The organism is Methylocapsa sp. D3K7, from assembly GCF_029855125.1.
GTDB lineage: Bacteria > Pseudomonadota > Alphaproteobacteria > Rhizobiales > Beijerinckiaceae > Methylocapsa.
Genome location: NZ_CP123229.1, coordinates 2,389,870 through 2,406,951, shown reverse-complemented (window position 1 = coordinate 2,406,951; position 17,082 = coordinate 2,389,870). Strand labels below are relative to the sequence as shown.

Below are 17,082 nucleotides of genomic sequence, written 5' to 3'. Positions count from 1 at the left end.
GGATTCGCGCCATGCCATCAGCGGTGAAATTGCGAGAGGACTATTTGGCCAAGGAGCTTCGGGTGTTGGCCCGGCGCTCAAAGAACGTCAACCAGAGTCGCCGGCTGTTATCGCTGGCGGCAGTGCGGGACGGGATGGATCGGAGGGCGGCGGCCAAGATCGGCGGGATGGATCGGCAGACGCTGCGCGACTGGGTCCATCGCTTCAACGCCACCGGGCCAGAGGGCCTCATCGACAACTGGACAGAGGGCCCCGCGCCGCGCCTGTCAGCCGCGCAGTTGGCCGAGTTCGCGACAATCGTCGAGGCCGGGCCGGATCGTGAGAAGGATGGCGTCGTGCGTTGGCGCCGGGTGGACCTCAGGCGCATCATCGCCGAGAGGTTCGGCGTCGACTTCCACGAGCGCTACGTTGGAAAGCTTTTGAAGAAGCTCGGCTTCTCGCACATCAGCGCAAGGCCGCGCCATCCAGCCCAGGACGAACAGATCGTCGAGGCGTTCAAAAAAACTTCCCGCGCGCGCTGAAGGCTCATCTCGACAAACTGCCAGAGACGACGCCGGTCGAAGTCTGGTTCCAGGACGAAGCCCGGATCGGCCAGAAGAATGGCCTCGTCCGCCAGTGGGCCAGGCGTGGAACGAGGCCAAGGCAGCCCGCCGACCAGCGCTACGACAACGCCTATCTGTTTGGCGCGATCTGCCCCGCCCGCGGCGTTGGGGCGGCCCTCGCGTTGCCTTATGCGGACACCGGCATGATGCAGCTCCATCTCGACGAAATCTCGCACAACGTCGCCAAGGGTGCGCATGCCGTCCTGCTGCTCGACAGGGCCGGATGGCACACCACCAGCCAGCTCAACGTGCCCGAAAACATCACGCCGATCTTCCTGCCTTCGCGCGCGCCGGAACTGAACCCGGTCGAGAACATCTGGCAGTATCTGCGTCAGAACTGGCTCTCAAACACCGTCTTCGAAAATTACGATGCCATCATCGACGCAGCCTGCGCCGCCTGGCGAAAGCTCATAGCCCAGCCTGAAACAATCACATCCATCGGGATGCGAGAATGGGCTCACGTCGGTCAGTCGCTATGACCTTTGGTATTAAATGCGTGCGCATTACGAACGCCGCGGTCACCGTCTTGTTGATGTGAGCAATATTGCACAGTCTTTACCTTGGTATGGGGGTAGCTTCATGGGCGAAGAAGGGTCGTTCCCCTCCTCCCTATGCAGGGTACGAAAATGCATATGTCGAATGAAAGTCTCCTGATCATATTGATGGTCGGCCTCATCGCTGGATGGCTGGCTGGCCAAATCGTGCAAGGCACCGGGTTTGGGCTCCTTGGCGATCTCCTCATTGGAATCATAGGCGCTTTCATTGGGAGTTGGCTGCTGCCTCAACTTGGCATCCATCTTGGCTTGGGCATTGTTGCGGCGATCATCAATGCCACTCTCGGAGCGGTTGTCCTATTGTTGATCATTCGGCTCGTTCGTGGCGGAGGCGGATGGCGGGGGAATTGGGGAAGACGTTGGTAGACGGCCGCTTGCTGCGTCGCGTGCGTGAGGGGCTATCGGAGGGTAAAGATGGAAGCGCCAAACTGGTTAGGGCACCCCTTTGCAGCAGAAATATTGGCGTTGCCCAAGGGGCAGCATTTCACGAACATCGATCATAGGGGCACGCTCGCCCAGGCGATCGTGGATACCATTCGCGAGCCCCTCCTCGTCCTCGACAAGGACTTGCGCGTCGTCACCGCAAATCGCTCCTTCTATCTGATGTTCAGGATGAATCGTCATGATGTTCAAGGACGTCCTCTATATTCGCTGGGTGAGGGCCAGTGGAATATCCCCGGGCTTCGGTTGCTGTTGGAGAGAATTGCGCCACGGCACGCCGTGATGGAAGCTCACGAAGTCGAGCAGGAGTTTTCCGGCATCGGGCGGCGCACGATGCTGCTCAATGCGCGCAGCGTTTTCTACCAAGAAGATTACGACGCAACGATTCTTCTGGCCATCGAAGACATTACCGAGCAGCGTGCCAAGGAGCGCGAGTTGCATGAGCTCTTGCAACACAAGGAATTATTGCTACAGGAGATGCAGCACCGTGAGAGAACGCGACGGTTCTCGTCAACACCGTCGTAGCCGCCTCGTAGAGGTGTTTGCGGGTCATTTTATTGCCGTACTTCGAGATGCGTCCGTTCCGACTGACCTCTCCCGGACAACGGCCCCGAGTTCGGTTCAGTGGTACTCTTTGGGCCCGCGAATTGTAGCTGATTTCACCGATTAAAAAAGTTCTATTCAAGGTGGCGCATGCGGGTAGACGAGCAGCTTGGCGCGCGCTTCCTGTAGGCAAGCTCGGAACCGGACGATTGCCTAAACGTTGTCAATCCGGGTTCCAGGCTGCGAAATGCGCAGCATTCCGAACACTCGTAGCGAAGGAAGACGTACATGGATACCAACACACTTCTCATTATTATAGTTCTCATTTTGCTGCTCGGCGGCGGCGGCTGGTACGGCCGTGGACGCTGGTTCTAATCGTAGATGGCCAACTTTCCGGGCCGTCGGGAGCGTCATGGGGTCAAGAATGGGCTTCCGGGGGACGCCCGCTCCGCCGCGTTTCACCGTGGTCAATCCGATTTCAGCCATTCTCTGCAAATGAGACCCATGATAGTTAGCGCGATCAGATCGTACTCTCGCCAAGCCGGACCGTTCTTGAGCGCCGCTTTAATTTACATCGCTTGTCTCAAATGGTTCAACGCGGCTTCCGCATGGGTCGTTGCAACGTCGGCGTGGCCTTGCTTGCCTTCATCAATCGCTTCGTTCAAATGTTTGATCGCTTCTGTTTGATAAGGATTAGCGTTGCACCATGCACTGCTGAAGCCCTCCATCGTCAGGTCGAATGTCTGACTTCGTTCACGTTACTCTGGCGCACTGGGTTTCTCGGGAGCACTGTGCTTCTCTGCAATGGTGCGATATGCCGTCGCCGGCCAAGACAACGCTCTCGGCAGTTCCGTCGCAACCCTCTCGACAAATTGCGATGCGGGGCCGGTGCTCCAGTTTGCTTTGATCGTGGGCGCTAGCTCAACACCAACACCGACAAGATAAGCAATCACGAGCAGGGCGATAAGCACACGCATCAAGTCATCCTCCGCATGGCAATCAAGACAAGCAGCAATAGAGCTGCGCAAATCGTGGGAAGATCACGCCAATAATTCTGATCACGACGCCACTCCCTCGGACCGAACCGATACTATATCCGCGTCGCCGCGACATCAAATGCAAGGCTGCCATCGGCGGCTTTGACACAGGAACATCTATAGGGCCGTCTTAGTCCCGCTGCACCGACATCCTTTTTGCATTGTCGAGCCAGAGGTCGATCATAAAGCCCTTCGGACTAACCCATTCGGGCACGCCAGCGACGCTGAGATCGGCTTTTGGATTTTTGTAGAGAATGGTGAAGCGATCATCCTTGTAAATCATAACTCTAACGGTTTCGGCTCCAGCGTAGATAGGCTTGGAGATTGTTGCTATCCACCCGAATTCCGGAGAAACCGGTCGGCATCCCCCGTGAAGATTTTTTGGGGATCATCCGGCATATGCCTTGTCGAGGTCGGCTATGATGGTCTTTTGCATCTTCATCACGCCCTGCATGGCGCGATCTGCCTTTTTGCAATCAGGATCGCTCAGGTAACGGCCGAGGGCCGTGGGCACAACCTGCCAGGATAGGCCGAATTTGTCCTTGAGCCATTTGCATTTCGATTCCTAGCCGCCGCCGGCGATCAGTCTGTTCCAGAAATAGTCCACCTCTTCTTGGCTCTCGACGCTGATGAAGGAGGAGATCGCCACGTTGAACTTGTATTTTGGGCCGCCATTGAGGGCGTTGAACTCCTGCCCGTCGAGCTTGAAACTCGCCATGAAGTCATTGACGGTTTCGACCTCGGCATTGGGAAACACCAATTTATAGAAAGCGACAGCCTCGGGGACATTGTTGTCGAACCAGAGGAACGGCGTGATCGAAATCATGGGGGATGTTTTTTTTGGTTGGTTGAGATGCCCCGCGCTCAGGCGGAAGCCTTGCTGGCCAGCAATTCGTCGAGAGCCATTGACACGTTAACGAGCAACGGGGCAGCGCATGTGTTATACTAATGGCCCCGCGGGATGACTCATTGAGTGGATTCCCTTGGCGGCGGTTTTCTGATTCCCTTGGCGCGGAGGATTCGCGCCATGCCATCAGCGGTGAAATTGCGAGAGGACTATTTGGCCAAGGAGCTTCGGGTGTTGGCCCGGCGCTCAAAGAACGTCAACCAGAGTCGCCGGCTGTTATCGCTGGCGGCAGTGCGGGACGGGATGGATCGGAGGGCGGCGGCCAAGATCGGCGGGATGGATCGGCAGACGCTGCGCGACTGGGTCCATCGCTTCAACGCCACCGGGCCAGAGGGCCTCATCGACAACTGGACAGAGGGCCCCGCGCCGCGCCTGTCAGCCGCGCAGTTGGCCGAGTTCGCGACAATCGTCGAGGCCGGGCCGGATCGTGAGAAGGATGGCGTCGTGCGTTGGCGCCGGGTGGACCTCAGGCGCATCATCGCCGAGAGGTTCGGCGTCGACTTCCACGAGCGCTACGTTGGAAAGCTTTTGAAGAAGCTCGGCTTCTCGCACATCAGCGCAAGGCCGCGCCATCCAGCCCAGGACGAACAGATCGTCGAGGCGTTCAAAAAAACTTCCCGCGCGCGCTGAAGGCTCATCTCGACAAACTGCCAGAGACGACGCCGGTCGAAGTCTGGTTCCAGGACGAAGCCCGGATCGGCCAGAAGAATGGCCTCGTCCGCCAGTGGGCCAGGCGTGGAACGAGGCCAAGGCAGCCCGCCGACCAGCGCTACGACAACGCCTATCTGTTTGGCGCGATCTGCCCCGCCCGCGGCGTTGGGGCGGCCCTCGCGTTGCCTTATGCGGACACCGGCATGATGCAGCTCCATCTCGACGAAATCTCGCACAACGTCGCCAAGGGTGCGCATGCCGTCCTGCTGCTCGACAGGGCCGGATGGCACACCACCAGCCAGCTCAACGTGCCCGAAAACATCACGCCGATCTTCCTGCCTTCGCGCGCGCCGGAACTGAACCCGGTCGAGAACATCTGGCAGTATCTGCGTCAGAACTGGCTCTCAAACACCGTCTTCGAAAATTACGATGCCATCATCGACGCAGCCTGCGCCGCCTGGCGAAAGCTCATAGCCCAGCCTGAAACAATCACATCCATCGGGATGCGAGAATGGGCTCACGTCGGTCAGTCGCTATGACCTTTGGTATTACGTTGGGTCATGCAGCCCATCTCCTATGCCCGCCACATGAGTCGATCCGTCGGTGGGCACTCAAATTTGGACCAATCGTTGCCAGGAATTTACGGAAGATCCGGCCTAAAACTTACACTCGTTGGCATCTCTATGAAATGGTGGTCTCGATCGCTGGAAGCCAAATGTACATGTGGCAGGCTGTCGACAGCGAAGGCGAGGTTTTCGAGATCCTGGTCCAAGATAAGGAAGAATGTCGAGTGGAAAATCACGAACGTCCATATCGTGGACTGTCCGCCTCTTTCGTGAATCACTCCGCGCTGTGAATGTTCAGCACTTCCGAGAGATATTGTTCTCTCAGCGTCGAGAGCTCCGTCTCAAATTTCGTCTCAATATCCCGGCGCCTGGCGTCGTACACCCAGCACGCTTGCCGGAGCGCTACGGCTTTGCCTTCGTCGTCCATGGTGGTCATTGGTCGAGGAGATGGGGTGCCGAAAGTCTGTTTTGCCATTGCCATGTGAATTTCCTTTCGTGCGTCAGCGCTCGCGGGCCAGCTCCCCGATCTCGGCGTCTTGCTTGAATGTCCCGCGTGGCGGACATCTCAAGTTAAGCTTTTTCCGGCTCGTGAGCCTCGAACAGGCGTTCCGCGGTCATTGGTGCCTGCCGTGCACGCGGCGGTGGAGGCGGAGTGTCCTCAGACACGGATACCGTTATCATATTGAGTCGCCAGGCACTGAACTCATCAGATACTCCGATGCGGCTAGCGATAAAATCTTGAGTCATGCACCCCACAGTCATGTCCGAGATCGTGCAAAGCTGATCAACTGTCGGCTTGAAACTCATTTGGAAATCCCTATTGCCATAAACAGCGTGGAGGTCGCCGAGATACCGGCTGCTCGCCAACATTGGCCCGGCGCACGAATTTCTCGGCTTACCCGATTGTAAGCATCTCAGACCCAGTAAGTTCCGTGAGTGGCACCGTATCAATGTAGTGATGACGGTCGCGAGCATCCGGGGCGGCTCGGCTGTTGTACCTGATCAAAGGGCCGTAATTACCAATCCCTTGCGCGTTGCACAGGGAGGATGGACTCCTGAATCCAGAGGCGTGCAGCCCGCCCCTGGTAAGGTTTAACTACAAACGCTAGGGCGATTGGCGCTTAATTTACCCTCGGAATTGACCCGCGGCGGAACCAAGCAGGAAGCCGTTCTCACCCTCCTCAGGCAGCCAAAGGGGACAACGATCGCCGCCATTGAAGGCAACGGGCTGGCAGCAACACTCGGTCCGCGGCTTCTTTGCGGGGTGGCCCTTCGTCTCAGATCGCGTATGTCCCCTCTTCTTTCGTACCAGGCCGCCTTCTAAGAACGCGCGCGCTTCTTTTAGCGTATCGAAGCTGACGTAGGTGTAGCCAGACTTGCGACTACTGTCTGGGTAACGCACCTGATATGTAGTGCCCTTTGCGCCGGTTCTTTTTCTTATGTCTGACATACTATACTAATAGCAAATACGTTTGATAAACTGCAATATCTTCGGAATTCATTTATAACAATTGCGCTCCGCTTCAACCTGTCTATTGAAATAAGCGCTCAGCAGGGCGTTTCTTTCGATTTTAAGGCGCCCCTCGATAGGATCGATAAACCAGGGCAGCTTGCGTTTTCCTGTAGCGTCCTTGTCAGATGAGCGTTTAATCTGGCGGCGCGTGAGATGAACATTCATCCCGGCAAGAAGCTGGCGGGCCTCTTCAAAGTCGAGATATTGAGGGCTCCGCTTGGCGGTCGGGCCATCCGGCAACCGGTCAGAAGCGAACTTTCGGCCTTCTTTTTCATGCCTGTCTTTATCGATCACGCTGCTTTCGGCGGTCCTGATGCCTATTGTTTCTACAGTTAATTATACTGCAATATTCATAATTTTCCAAATTCAGATCAGCCTCAGCTGCCGGAATATTATTGACTTGATGTAGTCAGATATGACAACATATAAGGGATGACGCGCAAGACACGGCCGATTGCATGGATCAAATCGGCCCGAAAGGATTTCGAGGAGTTCCCCTTGGGGGCGCGGCAGGATATGGCCCGCGCCCTGACCATCGTTGCCGAAGGCGGACACCCTGACATCGCGAAGCCGCTGACAGGCTTTGGGTCCGGTGTGCTGGAACTGGCATTGAAGCATCGAGGGGATGCCTTCCGTGTCGTGTACGCACTGCAAATGGGGGACGATATCTGGATTGTACATGCGTTCCAGAAGAAATCGAAAAGCGGGATCAGTACGCCAAAGGCCGAAATTGACCTGATCCGCGAACGGATCAAACGATTGAAGGAGGCTCTGCGATGAGCGACGATTTTGAACTGGTTCGAGGGAGCGGCAATATTTTCCGCGACTTCGACATGCCCAACCCCGACCTTGAGCAATTGCGCGCCATCCTGGCGGCTCAGATCATTAAAATTTTAGACCGCAAGGGCCTGACGGTCCGCAAGGCTGGAGAACTGACGGGCATTGCCGCCGCCGATTTCTCCCGGATTCGCAACGCAAACCTCGGGCGCTTCACCGTAGACCGTCTCATGACGGTTCTCGGCCGTCTGGATCAGCGCGTCGACGTTAACGTGAAGGTGCGGCAAAATGTAAAACGCGCTGTCCTCGCCCCGCGACTGAGCGCGAAGGTTTGAAAGTAACATTGATCAAGCTCGATATAGACGGCTTGCAGAAGCATTATCAATCCGGATCGTGACGATCGCGCTGGCGGCTGCGGCCGCCGCTATCATCGCTTTTGCCTCTATCCCGCTCGCGGTATGATCCATCGTCTTTCCGTTCTGCTGCCGATCGTCTTGCGCGCCAGCCTTGTCGGTTCGATCTGCCTGAGGATTCCTGCTCATTCTCGGGCTTGCGCCGGGTCGGGTCACGTCCCGATGCCGCATCCTGGAATTGATCGCGAGGGGTTCTTTCCTGCTCTGTCTGGCTTTGCCCGGAGTCCGAAATGCCGAAAGTCTGGCGATAATCCGACCAGATTTTCTGCCGATCTTCGGCCAGGAGTCGCCAGGCCGTCCGTTGCGCGGCAATTTCCTTTGCATGACGGCTTTTCATGATTTCGCGGTTCCTTTGACATTCCACAGCTTGTCGGCTTCCATAGAGCGAATTTTGGCCGCGTCGCCATGTGCGGCCTTTAGCCTTGCGACATAGGCGGCATAGGCTGTCCTGATTTCGGCGGCGCGTTGTTTCGCCTTTTCGCCGTTCAGCTTCCTTGTGGCCAGCCATTCCTCTCTGGTCTTGGCGTTTGCTGGCCGCTTCGGCGGCTTGATGCCATTGTCGAGAGCCTGGAATTTGGCGCGGCGGGCCGGACTGCGGATAACGCCCCGTGTCTGCTCGTAATCGTCGGCCCACCGGTCGAGTTTGTGGGCGTCGTTCGAGAGGGATGCTGCCTGACCTGTCTCCGGGTTGACCAGGTTGACGATGACATGGACATGCTTGTGCGGCCTGTCTCTATGTTCGACAATGATCGCCTGCAGGTTTTCCATGCCGAGCGCGTGCAAGGCATCCATAGCGGTCTCGCGCATATGCGCCGGATCAGGGTTGTCGGCCTCGTGCCAGTTGAGGGTAAAAGCGTAAACCGGTTTGGTCAGCTTGCGCCCCGTCGCCTCGATACCAGACCGCTGTTTCAGCTCATCGGCGGCATCGCACAATGCCTTCATTTCGCGCCAGACCCGGTGCGGATCGTCGGTTGCCAGATTGTGTAAATCCACGAAGCCAACACGTTCGGAGGACTGCGCGTTCTTATCGTGCAGGACGTAAACAAGCGCGCCCTTGAAGGACGTCCCGCGACCCTTGGTGGCTCTGCCTTTGGCCCAGTTCATGGGGCGGCCTAGCCCGGCGCGTCGATGCGCCTGAGCAGGCCCCGCAACTCCTCAAGGGTGGCTTCGATGTGACGCGCGCGAAATGTGTCCCCGGTCGTATTGCAGGCACGCGCGATCTGGTTAAGGTTCGAGCCGATGCGGGCGAGGTCGTGCCGGTCGATGGGGCTCAGCCTGCGCGACCGGCGAACGATAATGACGCCGGTCAAAGCCTGCTCGCGGAGAAAATCGGACAAAGGAAAATTGGCCTCGGCCGCGCGACCCTCGATGATTGCAAGCTCATCAGGGCGAACGCGGGCTGCAATCAGCAACCTGCGTTTTTCGGAGTCGGTTTTGCGAGGCCTGCCGCCTCGGCGGAAGCGTGGTGTCCGTTCATTCATTGTACATGGCCGCTCATAGCGGGGTTTCAGGGGGCGCCCCCTGACGAGCGTTTTTGTATAACAAAAACATTGCTCGCTATCCCCTCTATTCAGTATATGGCCTTACAACTATCGCTTTCAATAGATTTATACAAGCAATGTATAAGTAGAAAAAATAATGCTAAAAATAATATCAAATGTTGTGAATAGCGCAATGCGGAAAAGATCGAATTCTTATCTGGATAATGCCAAATTCAGGAACGATATAGAGCAGCTTTACGAATTAAAAACGCGTGACAAGATCCGGCTTAAGGGGGAGTGTCAAATCTGCCCTATGTTCGAGACCGGCGCCGTTTAAACACCCTTTGCCCCAGACTCGGTCTCGGCGGCCGCTTCCGCCTCAACAATGTAATCGCACATGATTTCGCTCACCCGGCACTCAGCTGCGACTATCGTCGGCATACGGCCAAACCGGTCCGGGACGAACAACGCGCCCACGCTTACCAGAAATCTCGCGACATCAAGCGCATTCCGGGCGACTGCCAAATGAAGCGCGGTCAATCCTGTATCAGAATCCGGCATATTGATATCCACGCCCATTTCATAAAGCCGTTGCACCGTCGCTATGTCGTCGCCTTTTGCGGCAATCAATAAGGCGTTCTGATCCGCTATGGATTGCTGGTTCAATGCTGCCGGGCCTTCGTGTTCCGCGTTTAGCGTGTCGTCCGATTGCCGGGGTCTCATTGCGACAGGCCGAATAAGGGATGAGTCATCAAAACTGGGCGGAGGTAAATTTTTAAAACTCCTCGCGACGACCAAGTTCATATAGCGCTGGCAGCTATCAATCGTAGGCGTCAACGGAGATGTAGCGACAACTGGCACCAGTCCGCGCCTTATCATCTTCGCCGAAATTGAAAACAATGATAATTGGCGAGACGTCGTCGCGACGCCCGGTTCGAATTCCACCATTGTTCCACGCCCGGACAATTCCCAGCAACCATACTCCAAACTAGTCTGTAACAAGAGGTGTTTAGGCTGACAGCTCAGATTATCCTGAAGCATTAAAATGACTGTCTCCCCGCTGCAGACCAGAACACCTGCAGAGATCGAAAATCGCTTGTATTCGGCCCACTCAACGACCCGACAAAATCCTTTATTCGGTGTCATTTCCAGAGTGGATTTAAGGCGATAGTGACGTCTGACAATCCGGCCCAAGGTTTCTAAATTGTAAGTTTCTGCGTATTGCGCTGTGTCTTTTGAGCCGAACAATTCCGCCATTGCGATTCCAAGCGAGGCGATCGGATCGGGAGACGGCAAGTCCTCCGCAAAGCGTTTGAGCCACCCGACGTACATATCGTTTGTCCAAGCGCTGTCGCGAAGAAACCTCTGTAACGTGCTGATGGGAATTCGTGGCTTCGTGGAATGTGAATTTTCAATTTTCCTGGCAAGCGCATGTACGCCCATATGGCGCGGTCTCGTATAGTGCAGCAGTTTTTCGCGAATAACCTGACGGGCTTCCTCATCGAATAAGGGCTCGGACGATCGGTTCATGCCAGCGCCAATTTGCCTCCGTCCTTGCCTGTCGCAGCAGCCGTTCGTTACGATGACCAATCCGTGACTAATGTCAAACGGGGCAGTGCACCCAACCTCTGACACAGGACTGTCGGAGGAAAGGACACATGCAGAAAGCTCGCACGGCCAACGACCACAGCAGTCGCGAAGCCTGGCTTCGGGGCGCCATCAACGAACTAAGACCGTATTTCGCCAAACTTGGCCTTCACTTGCCGGAGAAGGTCCGGTGTTCGGTCGCGTTCACATCGCAGGGCAAAAAAGGGAAGGTTGCGGGAGAGTGCTGGCATGCCTGCGCCTCCGACGACGGCCACCACGAGATTATCATCCGCGCGGATTTCGCTGATCCGGCGGAGGTGCTTGGGGTACTCGCGCATGAGCTCGTGCACGCGGCGCTGCCGCCTGAGGCGAAGCATGGCAAAGCCTTCCGGGACGCGGCCCTCAAGATCGGTCTCGAAGGGCCGATGCGGAACGCCCTGCCAGGGCCGGTGCTCAAAGAGCGTTTAAACGAGGTGGTGGCCGCGCTGGGGCCGTTTCCCCACGCAAGGCTGAACTTCGACCGCGTTACGCTCGGCGGCGGCGCGGTGGCGGATCGCCCGAAGAAACAAGGAACCCGCATGCTCAAGGCCGCCTGCGCGGATCACAGCTGCGGGTACACGGTGCGGGTCGCGGCTTGCTGGATCGCCGAACCCGGCCCGCCGCATTGCCCGTTACATGGGCCGATGACGATTTCAGACGCTGCCGCCGGCGCTTCAGAAGCGTCCAGCAAATCCAATCACACACCCGAAACCTAGGAGAGCCTGCGATGATTATGTTCACGGCCGTCTGCGCCGCTCTTTATGCGTGGCTTCAATACCAGGACTCTTTTGCGTTGCTGCTCTGGCATCTCGCGCCGCGGGAGTACGCGAATGAAGTTTATAAAAGCAGTCCGCTGATATCGGGCGTCCTGCTGGTCGTCCTTTTGATGTGGCTTTCCAGGCTGCTGCAGGCCATGCGGAACAGGGGCGGAAGCGACGGGCTCTGGAATTCGAGGCTGGGCCGCAGGACGGTCGGCATCGTCGCGAACGCAGTTCTTTTTGTCGTCGTTTTCCTCACGGCCTGCGCGTTCGCCACTTTGCTTCCCCGCGCTTTACCGCTGATGACCGTGATCCTGCCCCTCTGCGTTTGCGCGGCAATGCGGCCCATGAAAATCATCATCGGCCGGACAACGCGTCCGTTGCGGTGGTTCATTGGCGGCCGCCATGTCGGTCTCGGCGGCACCGCCCGCTTTTCCGGCCTGATGGATGAATGGGCGAATCCGTGGCAACCCGGCCAGATTCTTCTGGGGGCGTCGCTTTACGATCCGAAATGGCTGGTCGGCATCGAGGATGACCGCCATATCACCACAATCGCCACCAGTCGCGGCGGCAAGGGGCGGTCTGTCATCATTCCCAATCTTCTCACCTGGCCCGGATCGGCGCTGGTGATCGACCCGAAGGGGCAGAATGCCTGCGTGACGGCCCTGAAGCGCGGGCAAGGCGGCGACGGCCTGGTGGAATGCCTCAACCATACGGTCAGGATCGTCGACCCGCTGGGCGAAATCCGCGACCCGAAATTACTTAGATATATAGCCCGGTTCAATCCGCTCGCCGAGCTCGACCCGGCAGCCCCTGATTACAGCGAGCGCGTCGATCTGATCGCCGATGCGCTGGTCGTCCCGAGCTCGTCGAAGGATTCCTATTTCGATAATTCGGCGAAGTCGCTCATCAGCGGGATCATCGACTATGTGATGATTTCGAAAAACGTCGGATACGACGAACGCAACCTCGCCACCGTGCGAGGGTTGCTGATTCATCCGGACGGCCCGCCGCTCGAAGAGATGGCGGAGCTGGGCGGGCTGGCGCAGGCCGGCGCCGCCGGGGTATTGCAGGCCGGCAAGAACGCGGCGGGCGACGTTATCTCGACTGCCATCGCGCACACGAAGTGGCTGGATAGCGCGGGCATGCAGCGCACCCTTGGCGCGTCTGATTTCAGCCTGCGCGATCTGAACAACGGCATGACAACCATCTATCTGGTCCTGCCGCCGCAATTTCTCGATGTCCACACCCGATTCCTGCGCATGTTCGTCAATCTCGCCCTGCAGTCGGCGGCCGAAGGTCGGAAGGGGAAATACGCGACCCTGTTTCTCCTCGATGAATTCTACGCGCTCGGCCGCCTGCAGCAGCTGGCGAAATCCGCGGGCCTTATGGCGGGCTATGGCGTGAAGCTGTGGCCGATCATCCAGAATATCGGCCAATTGCAGGAACTCTATCCCCAGAACTGGGAAACGTTCCTCGGCAATTCCGGCCAGTGGATGGTATTCGCGGTCAACGACCAGACCACCGCAAAGTACCTGTCGGAACGGCTGGGCCGGCGAATCCTCTGGCGGCGCATGCGCGGCCCTGACGGCTATGGCTGGGAGGTTACCGGCGGCGCCAGCCTGCGGGACCCTCTGGAGCTTTCAAGGGCCATCAGCCACAGCAGCGACAATGTGACTGTCTTTACCGAGTCGGGCGAAGCGTTCCTGCTGGGCCGCACCCCTTACGACAAAACGTTTAAACGCAACAGGTACTCAGCCGACCCCTTCGAGCACAGCCGCGACGCGATCAAGGAGGCGATTGGTGACTTGGTATGGCGCTGGAAGTTTTCCTTCAAAAAGCCAAATGGCGGCGTCCCACATTTTCCTGCCCTGACCTACAACCCCGGACAAACCTTCATGGGATGGTGGCGGCTCCGCAGGAACAAGCGCGGGCGGTAAATCGGGTGCGGCAGAAATCGCACAAGCGAAACCCGACCGGAACATCTGGCAAAGGGCAGCCCCGCAACCTCGCTGTCCTTTGCTCACCCGCCATCAGACAAAGGAACCTGTTCATGAAAGTTCAATTGACGACTGCCGCGCTGGCGATATGCGCCCTGGCATCGCGCTATGGGTCGCCCTATCTCCTGACCACATACGAATGCAAATGGGACGGAAAGAAATGTGCGTACTATGTGGAGTTCCATTATGTGAATGCGTATGGAGAGCGCTACTTTTACCCGGATAGTTACCACGACGACAATTGCCCGGTGATCCAGATGTTCTCTTCGCCCGCTCCAGCAAAAAAAAGGGAGCCTAGAGGATGATGCTGATTGGAACGATAACTGCACTTTAAGTGTTACCCCATCACAAACTGGGGATCCATTACATGCGACTCAAAGCACGCCTTATTTTAATTCCTGCGGTACTTTTTCCCATCGCTGCATATTCTGAGACGACAGCCTCGGAAAATGCGGACGCGCCTGAAATTGACGCCTGCAGAGCAAGCGGCCTTATCGCGTTGAAGGAGCATTCGCCAACAATAAAAGACGTTGAGCTGGATCTCGACAGCGTCCGCGTCATAAAAATGAATGCTCAAATTGGCGGTGTCGATATCAAAGCGATGGTGCTTGGAGACGCCTCCATTGAAAAGAAAACATCCAGCAAGGCAAAGAATTTGATCTGCATCCTCGGCGAGAAGGGCAAGGTTTTGCTGACTGTCTTTAGTGACCAGTAGGTGGAATTCCCCTTTGCCTTCGTCGGCTGTTCGATGGTGAATATATTCATTTCGGTGGTGACATTATCTGCAAGAACGCCACCACCGCATAATCGGACGCCAACCACATAATCATGGAACTAACGGTCGCAACCATGGTTGTCTTCACCTCAGTGTTACTTTTGAGATGGGAAAAACGTATGAAAAATATATTCGTCGCTGCTGGTTCGCTCGCCCTCTTGCTGTCATCGCCTTTTGCCGTATCAGCGCAAGGCGTACCGCGGGGTGCGGCACAAGGCGCGGCTGAAGGAAATGCCGTCGCCGGTCCGGTGGGTGGGGTTGTGGGCGGTGTCGTCGGTGGTGTCACAGGCGGAGTCAAAGGACTGCTTGGGCTTGATCAGCGCCCACGCTTTCATGAATATGTAGGCCGTCAACATCATACATCCTATAGCTACCGAGACAGCATTGGGGTAGGAACTGTTCTGCCCGGCGGAGAGGTTACATATTACGATGTTCCTCAAGAATACGGGGTCCGCGACTATCGTTACGCTGTGATCAACGGACAAACCGTCCTTGTCGACCCGCGGACTAATCGCATCGTCGAAATCCTGGACTAGATATCGCCGTCACCTTTTGCAATTCTAGGAGACCGTCCCGCAGGACGGTCTTTTACTGTTCAGGAGAACAACCAACTGAAAGGATTTACCCGTGGTCAGCAACCAGAAGAAGTTCCTCGTTATGTACCTCATTCCGGCTTCGGTCATGCAGGAATGGTAAGGTTTTGACAAAATGCTACTAAGCAACCAGCTACAAATTCAGGTTGAGAACTCTACAAGCATAATACGCGAACGGGTAGCAGTGCAATATTTTCATGCTATGGTATTAATATACTGCGACAATTTGCTGGGTTACCTAGCCTGACCATTTGCCTCAACCCTCGCAGTTGCGCTCGGTCCCCGGCTGGGGAACCTGGAGACCTCCAAAAACTGGTGCGGTTAGCGTAATTTTGTGATTCACTTTGCCTGTTTCGGGAGAGGATCCGTTGGATGGTCGGACAGCCAGGGTTTTTTGATCTCGACGAGCGTCTGAAAGACATTTCGGCGAAGGGCGACGATCTCGAGCGGCTGAATCAAATCGTTGATTTTGAAGTCTTTCGAGCTGATCTTGAGCGCGCCGCGCCCAGGAGCGATCGGTCGAAGGGCGGGCGGCCGCCCTATGATCACATCCTGATGTTCAAGATCCTGATCCTTCAGGCGAGCCATTCGCTTTCAGATGAGCGGACGGAATATCTGATCAAGGACCGCTTATCGTTCATGCGGTTCCTGGGGCTGACCCTCGCCGACCGCGTGCCCGACGCGAACTCGATCTGGAACTTCCGTGAGTCGCTGACGCGCACGATCGTTGATGGCAAGCCTGCGATCGAGGTTCTGTTCAAGCGTTTTGACGCGGCACTGACCGAAGCAGGACTCCTCGCCATGGGCGGCCAGATCGTCGACGCCACGATCGTCGCCGCGCCAAGGCAGCGCAACACCGAGGCCGAGAAGAAGGCGATCAAGGAAGGCTGCATCCCCGAGGCTTGGAAAACCAAGCCCGCGAAATTGCGCCAGAAGGACCGCGATGCGCGTTGGGCGGTCAAGTTTACGAAGGCCAAGCCTGCCGAGGACGGCGCAAAGCGGGTCGATATCGCGATCCCCGCCTTTGGCTACAAGAACCATATCGGCATCGACCGCGCTCATGGCTTGATCCGCACATGGAGGACGACGGATGCGGCCCGCCATGACGGGGCGCAGTTGCCGAATCTGATCGATAAGCAGAACACCGCCAGCGACGTTTGGGCCGATACCGCTTACCGTTCGGCGAAGAACGAAGAGCATATGATCAGGAATGGCTTACGCAGTCAGATCCATCGCAAGAAGCCGAAGGGCAAGCCGATGCCGGAAGCCATCGCAAGAGCCAACGGCAAGAAGTCCAAGGTTCGGGCCTTCGTCGAACATGTCTTCGCCAGGCAGAAGGGGCCGATGGCGCTTGTCATCCGCACCATTGGGCTGACTCGGGCAACAATGAAAATAGGCCTCGCCAATCTCGCCTACAACATGAAACGAATGCTCTGGCTGACGTCCCGGCCAGTGACGGCATAAACAGGCCAGAGAGGCCGGCTCAGCCAAACGGCGCGCCGTACGCCATCAAAAGCAGCCCGCGGAGCAGCGACAATCCAGCGGCCCACGTGAGCACGGGTGTCAACCGAGAATCAGTCCGCAAAAACACGGTTATTGGAGGTGTCCACCTTCCGAACCAGGCGCAGAGACGCTGAATCGCGCGCAAAATGGAATCCTTTAGCGCGGAAAAGCGGCCCAGGCTGATTACCGAAAATGAGTAGTCTGGATCGTCTAAGAGACGTACCTCCTGAAAAGGAATTGGCCGGTCAGAGGGATCGACGCCCGGTTCGCGGCCCGAAGGGTCGCTGCATCGTTACATAGCTTTCTGGGTCAAGGGGACGCGGCCTTCGGCGTGTATGCCTC

At 56.9% G+C, this 17,082-nt stretch carries 22 protein-coding genes and 1 pseudogene; 13 read left to right on the top strand and 10 right to left on the bottom strand.

Annotated elements, in window-relative coordinates; translation table 11 throughout:
* The first annotated feature begins 11 nt into the window (after window positions 1-11).
* The 3 genes from QEV83_RS11230 (at window position 12) to QEV83_RS11220 (ending at window position 2,122) form a co-directional block, all read left to right on the top strand.
* Window positions 12-1,081, top strand: a protein-coding gene (locus QEV83_RS11230) for an IS630 family transposase (protein ID WP_280127821.1) whose coding sequence is annotated in 2 segments (ribosomal slippage) — window positions 12-498 and window positions 498-1,081 — 1,071 coding nt in all. Because the reading frame shifts where the segments join, the coding sequence is not laid out codon by codon here.
* A gap of 147 nt (window positions 1,082-1,228) precedes the next feature.
* Window positions 1,229-1,522 (top strand): GlsB/YeaQ/YmgE family stress response membrane protein, encoded by a 294-nt coding sequence (locus tag QEV83_RS11225; protein ID WP_280127826.1) that lies wholly within the window; start codon window positions 1,229-1,231, stop codon window positions 1,520-1,522.
* A gap of 48 nt (window positions 1,523-1,570) precedes the next feature.
* Complete coding sequence (locus tag QEV83_RS11220; protein ID WP_280127825.1) at window positions 1,571-2,122, top strand: PAS domain-containing protein; 552 nt, start codon at window positions 1,571-1,573, stop codon at window positions 2,120-2,122.
* A 587-nt stretch (window positions 2,123-2,709) separates the two neighbouring features.
* On the opposite strand, the gene smbP is transcribed toward QEV83_RS11220, so the two are convergent.
* The 4 genes and pseudogenes from smbP to QEV83_RS11200 form a co-directional block, all read right to left on the bottom strand.
* Complete coding sequence (gene smbP, locus QEV83_RS11215) at window positions 2,710-2,868, bottom strand: small metal-binding protein SmbP (protein ID WP_280127824.1); 159 nt, start codon at window positions 2,866-2,868, stop codon at window positions 2,710-2,712.
* Window positions 2,869-2,898: 30 nt separating this feature from the next.
* Entirely contained in the window at window positions 2,899-3,117 is a 219-nt protein-coding gene (locus QEV83_RS11210) for a hypothetical protein (RefSeq protein ID WP_280127823.1), read from the bottom strand.
* A gap of 190 nt (window positions 3,118-3,307) precedes the next feature.
* Window positions 3,308-3,460 carry a hypothetical protein gene (locus tag QEV83_RS11205; protein WP_280127822.1) on the bottom strand — a complete coding sequence of 51 codons (153 nt, stop codon included), beginning with the start codon at window positions 3,458-3,460 and terminating at the stop codon, window positions 3,308-3,310.
* Window positions 3,461-3,565: 105 nt separating this feature from the next.
* Window positions 3,566-4,003, bottom strand: a pseudogene (locus QEV83_RS11200) (VOC family protein).
* A gap of 201 nt (window positions 4,004-4,204) precedes the next feature.
* On the opposite strand from QEV83_RS11200, the gene QEV83_RS11195 reads away from it, so the two are divergent.
* Both QEV83_RS11195 and QEV83_RS19470 read left to right on the top strand, forming a co-directional pair.
* Window positions 4,205-5,274 (top strand): IS630 family transposase gene (locus QEV83_RS11195; protein WP_280127821.1). Its coding sequence is split into 2 segments (ribosomal slippage): window positions 4,205-4,691 and window positions 4,691-5,274, totalling 1,071 coding nucleotides; the frame shifts between segments, so codons are not numbered across the junction.
* The gene (locus tag QEV83_RS19470; protein ID WP_348273218.1) at window positions 5,247-5,591 is read left to right on the top strand and encodes a DDE-type integrase/transposase/recombinase; all 345 of its coding nucleotides are present in this window, start codon (window positions 5,247-5,249) and stop codon (window positions 5,589-5,591) included. Before QEV83_RS11195 ends, QEV83_RS19470 begins: the two co-directional genes overlap by 28 nt.
* Here QEV83_RS19470 and QEV83_RS11185 read toward each other — a convergent pair.
* Window positions 5,576-5,782 (bottom strand): hypothetical protein, encoded by a 207-nt coding sequence (locus tag QEV83_RS11185; RefSeq protein WP_280127820.1) that lies wholly within the window; start codon window positions 5,780-5,782, stop codon window positions 5,576-5,578. The two genes, QEV83_RS19470 and QEV83_RS11185, sit on opposite strands and share 16 nt — an antisense overlap.
* 1,017 nt (window positions 5,783-6,799) lie before the next feature.
* On the bottom strand, window positions 6,800-7,108 hold the full coding sequence (locus QEV83_RS11180; RefSeq protein ID WP_280127819.1) for a hypothetical protein: 309 nt from the start codon (window positions 7,106-7,108) through the stop codon (window positions 6,800-6,802).
* Window positions 7,109-7,312: 204 nt separating this feature from the next.
* Here QEV83_RS11180 and QEV83_RS11175 point away from each other — a divergent pair, with 204 nt between their 5' ends.
* Together QEV83_RS11175 and QEV83_RS11170 are read left to right on the top strand one after the other, a co-directional pair.
* On the top strand, window positions 7,313-7,594 hold the full coding sequence (locus QEV83_RS11175; protein WP_280127818.1) for a type II toxin-antitoxin system RelE/ParE family toxin: 282 nt from the start codon (window positions 7,313-7,315) through the stop codon (window positions 7,592-7,594).
* Window positions 7,591-7,926, top strand: a complete 336-nt coding sequence (locus QEV83_RS11170) for a helix-turn-helix transcriptional regulator (protein ID WP_280127817.1) — start codon at window positions 7,591-7,593, stop codon at window positions 7,924-7,926. Before QEV83_RS11175 ends, QEV83_RS11170 begins: the two co-directional genes overlap by 4 nt.
* A 46-nt stretch (window positions 7,927-7,972) precedes the next feature.
* Here QEV83_RS11170 and QEV83_RS11165 read toward each other — a convergent pair whose 3' ends face one another.
* The 4 genes from QEV83_RS11165 to QEV83_RS11150 all read right to left on the bottom strand — a co-directional run bounded on the left by QEV83_RS11165 (window position 7,973) and on the right by QEV83_RS11150 (window position 11,015).
* The gene (locus QEV83_RS11165) at window positions 7,973-8,341 is read right to left on the bottom strand and encodes a hypothetical protein (RefSeq protein WP_280127816.1); all 369 of its coding nucleotides are present in this window, start codon (window positions 8,339-8,341) and stop codon (window positions 7,973-7,975) included.
* Window positions 8,338-9,108 carry a relaxase/mobilization nuclease domain-containing protein gene (locus QEV83_RS11160; RefSeq protein ID WP_280127815.1) on the bottom strand — a complete coding sequence of 257 codons (771 nt, stop codon included), beginning with the start codon at window positions 9,106-9,108 and terminating at the stop codon, window positions 8,338-8,340. The genes QEV83_RS11165 and QEV83_RS11160 overlap by 4 nt, the downstream gene beginning before the upstream one ends.
* Window positions 9,109-9,116: 8 nt before the next feature.
* On the bottom strand, window positions 9,117-9,485 hold the full coding sequence (locus QEV83_RS11155) for a MobC family plasmid mobilization relaxosome protein (RefSeq protein ID WP_280127814.1): 369 nt from the start codon (window positions 9,483-9,485) through the stop codon (window positions 9,117-9,119).
* 333 nt (window positions 9,486-9,818) lie between these two features.
* Window positions 9,819-11,015 carry an ankyrin repeat domain-containing protein gene (locus QEV83_RS11150; RefSeq protein WP_280127813.1) on the bottom strand — a complete coding sequence of 399 codons (1,197 nt, stop codon included), beginning with the start codon at window positions 11,013-11,015 and terminating at the stop codon, window positions 9,819-9,821.
* A gap of 128 nt (window positions 11,016-11,143) precedes the next feature.
* On the opposite strand from QEV83_RS11150, the gene QEV83_RS11145 reads away from it, so the two are divergent.
* The 6 genes from QEV83_RS11145 (at window position 11,144) to QEV83_RS11120 (ending at window position 16,701) form a co-directional block, all read left to right on the top strand.
* Window positions 11,144-11,827, top strand: coding sequence for a SprT-like domain-containing protein (locus QEV83_RS11145; RefSeq protein WP_280127812.1), 684 nt, complete (start codon window positions 11,144-11,146; stop codon window positions 11,825-11,827).
* An 11-nt stretch (window positions 11,828-11,838) separates the two neighbouring features.
* Window positions 11,839-13,809, top strand: a complete 1,971-nt coding sequence (locus QEV83_RS11140; RefSeq protein WP_280127811.1) for a type IV secretory system conjugative DNA transfer family protein — start codon at window positions 11,839-11,841, stop codon at window positions 13,807-13,809.
* A gap of 113 nt (window positions 13,810-13,922) precedes the next feature.
* A complete protein-coding gene (locus QEV83_RS11135) occupies window positions 13,923-14,174 on the top strand; it encodes a hypothetical protein (RefSeq protein WP_280127810.1) in 252 nt (83 codons plus the stop codon).
* Between the two features lie 62 nt (window positions 14,175-14,236).
* Complete coding sequence (locus QEV83_RS11130; protein WP_280127809.1) at window positions 14,237-14,584, top strand: hypothetical protein; 348 nt, start codon at window positions 14,237-14,239, stop codon at window positions 14,582-14,584.
* Between the two features lie 179 nt (window positions 14,585-14,763).
* Complete coding sequence (locus QEV83_RS11125; RefSeq protein ID WP_280127808.1) at window positions 14,764-15,180, top strand: DUF1236 domain-containing protein; 417 nt, start codon at window positions 14,764-14,766, stop codon at window positions 15,178-15,180.
* A 429-nt stretch (window positions 15,181-15,609) separates the two neighbouring features.
* Entirely contained in the window at window positions 15,610-16,701 is a 1,092-nt protein-coding gene (locus QEV83_RS11120) for an IS5 family transposase (protein WP_280127807.1), read from the top strand.
* Window positions 16,702-17,082 lie beyond the last annotated feature (381 nt).

Excerpts from the sequence above, each read along its gene's own strand:
- QEV83_RS11225 (WP_280127826.1), top strand. The coding sequence starts at position 1,229 with ATGCATATGTCGAATGAAAGTCTCCTGATCATATTGATGGTCGGCCTC.
- QEV83_RS11220 (WP_280127825.1), top strand. The coding sequence starts at position 1,571 with ATGGAAGCGCCAAACTGGTTAGGGCACCCCTTTGCAGCAGAAATATTG.
- smbP (WP_280127824.1), bottom strand. The coding sequence starts at position 2,868 with ATGGAGGGCTTCAGCAGTGCATGGTGCAACGCTAATCCTTATCAAACA.
- QEV83_RS11210 (WP_280127823.1), bottom strand. The coding sequence starts at position 3,117 with ATGCGTGTGCTTATCGCCCTGCTCGTGATTGCTTATCTTGTCGGTGTT.
- QEV83_RS11205 (WP_280127822.1), bottom strand. The coding sequence starts at position 3,460 with ATGATTTACAAGGATGATCGCTTCACCATTCTCTACAAAAATCCAAAA.
- QEV83_RS19470 (WP_348273218.1), top strand. The coding sequence starts at position 5,247 with ATGGGCTCACGTCGGTCAGTCGCTATGACCTTTGGTATTACGTTGGGT.
- QEV83_RS11185 (WP_280127820.1), bottom strand. The coding sequence starts at position 5,782 with ATGGCAATGGCAAAACAGACTTTCGGCACCCCATCTCCTCGACCAATG.
- QEV83_RS11170 (WP_280127817.1), top strand. The coding sequence starts at position 7,591 with ATGAGCGACGATTTTGAACTGGTTCGAGGGAGCGGCAATATTTTCCGC.
- QEV83_RS11165 (WP_280127816.1), bottom strand. The coding sequence starts at position 8,341 with ATGAAAAGCCGTCATGCAAAGGAAATTGCCGCGCAACGGACGGCCTGG.
- QEV83_RS11160 (WP_280127815.1), bottom strand. The coding sequence starts at position 9,108 with ATGAACTGGGCCAAAGGCAGAGCCACCAAGGGTCGCGGGACGTCCTTC.
- QEV83_RS11155 (WP_280127814.1), bottom strand. The coding sequence starts at position 9,485 with ATGAATGAACGGACACCACGCTTCCGCCGAGGCGGCAGGCCTCGCAAA.
- QEV83_RS11150 (WP_280127813.1), bottom strand. The coding sequence starts at position 11,015 with ATGAACCGATCGTCCGAGCCCTTATTCGATGAGGAAGCCCGTCAGGTT.
- QEV83_RS11145 (WP_280127812.1), top strand. The coding sequence starts at position 11,144 with ATGCAGAAAGCTCGCACGGCCAACGACCACAGCAGTCGCGAAGCCTGG.
- QEV83_RS11140 (WP_280127811.1), top strand. The coding sequence starts at position 11,839 with ATGATTATGTTCACGGCCGTCTGCGCCGCTCTTTATGCGTGGCTTCAA.
- QEV83_RS11135 (WP_280127810.1), top strand. The coding sequence starts at position 13,923 with ATGAAAGTTCAATTGACGACTGCCGCGCTGGCGATATGCGCCCTGGCA.
- QEV83_RS11130 (WP_280127809.1), top strand. The coding sequence starts at position 14,237 with ATGCGACTCAAAGCACGCCTTATTTTAATTCCTGCGGTACTTTTTCCC.
- QEV83_RS11125 (WP_280127808.1), top strand. The coding sequence starts at position 14,764 with ATGAAAAATATATTCGTCGCTGCTGGTTCGCTCGCCCTCTTGCTGTCA.
- QEV83_RS11120 (WP_280127807.1), top strand. The coding sequence starts at position 15,610 with ATGGTCGGACAGCCAGGGTTTTTTGATCTCGACGAGCGTCTGAAAGAC.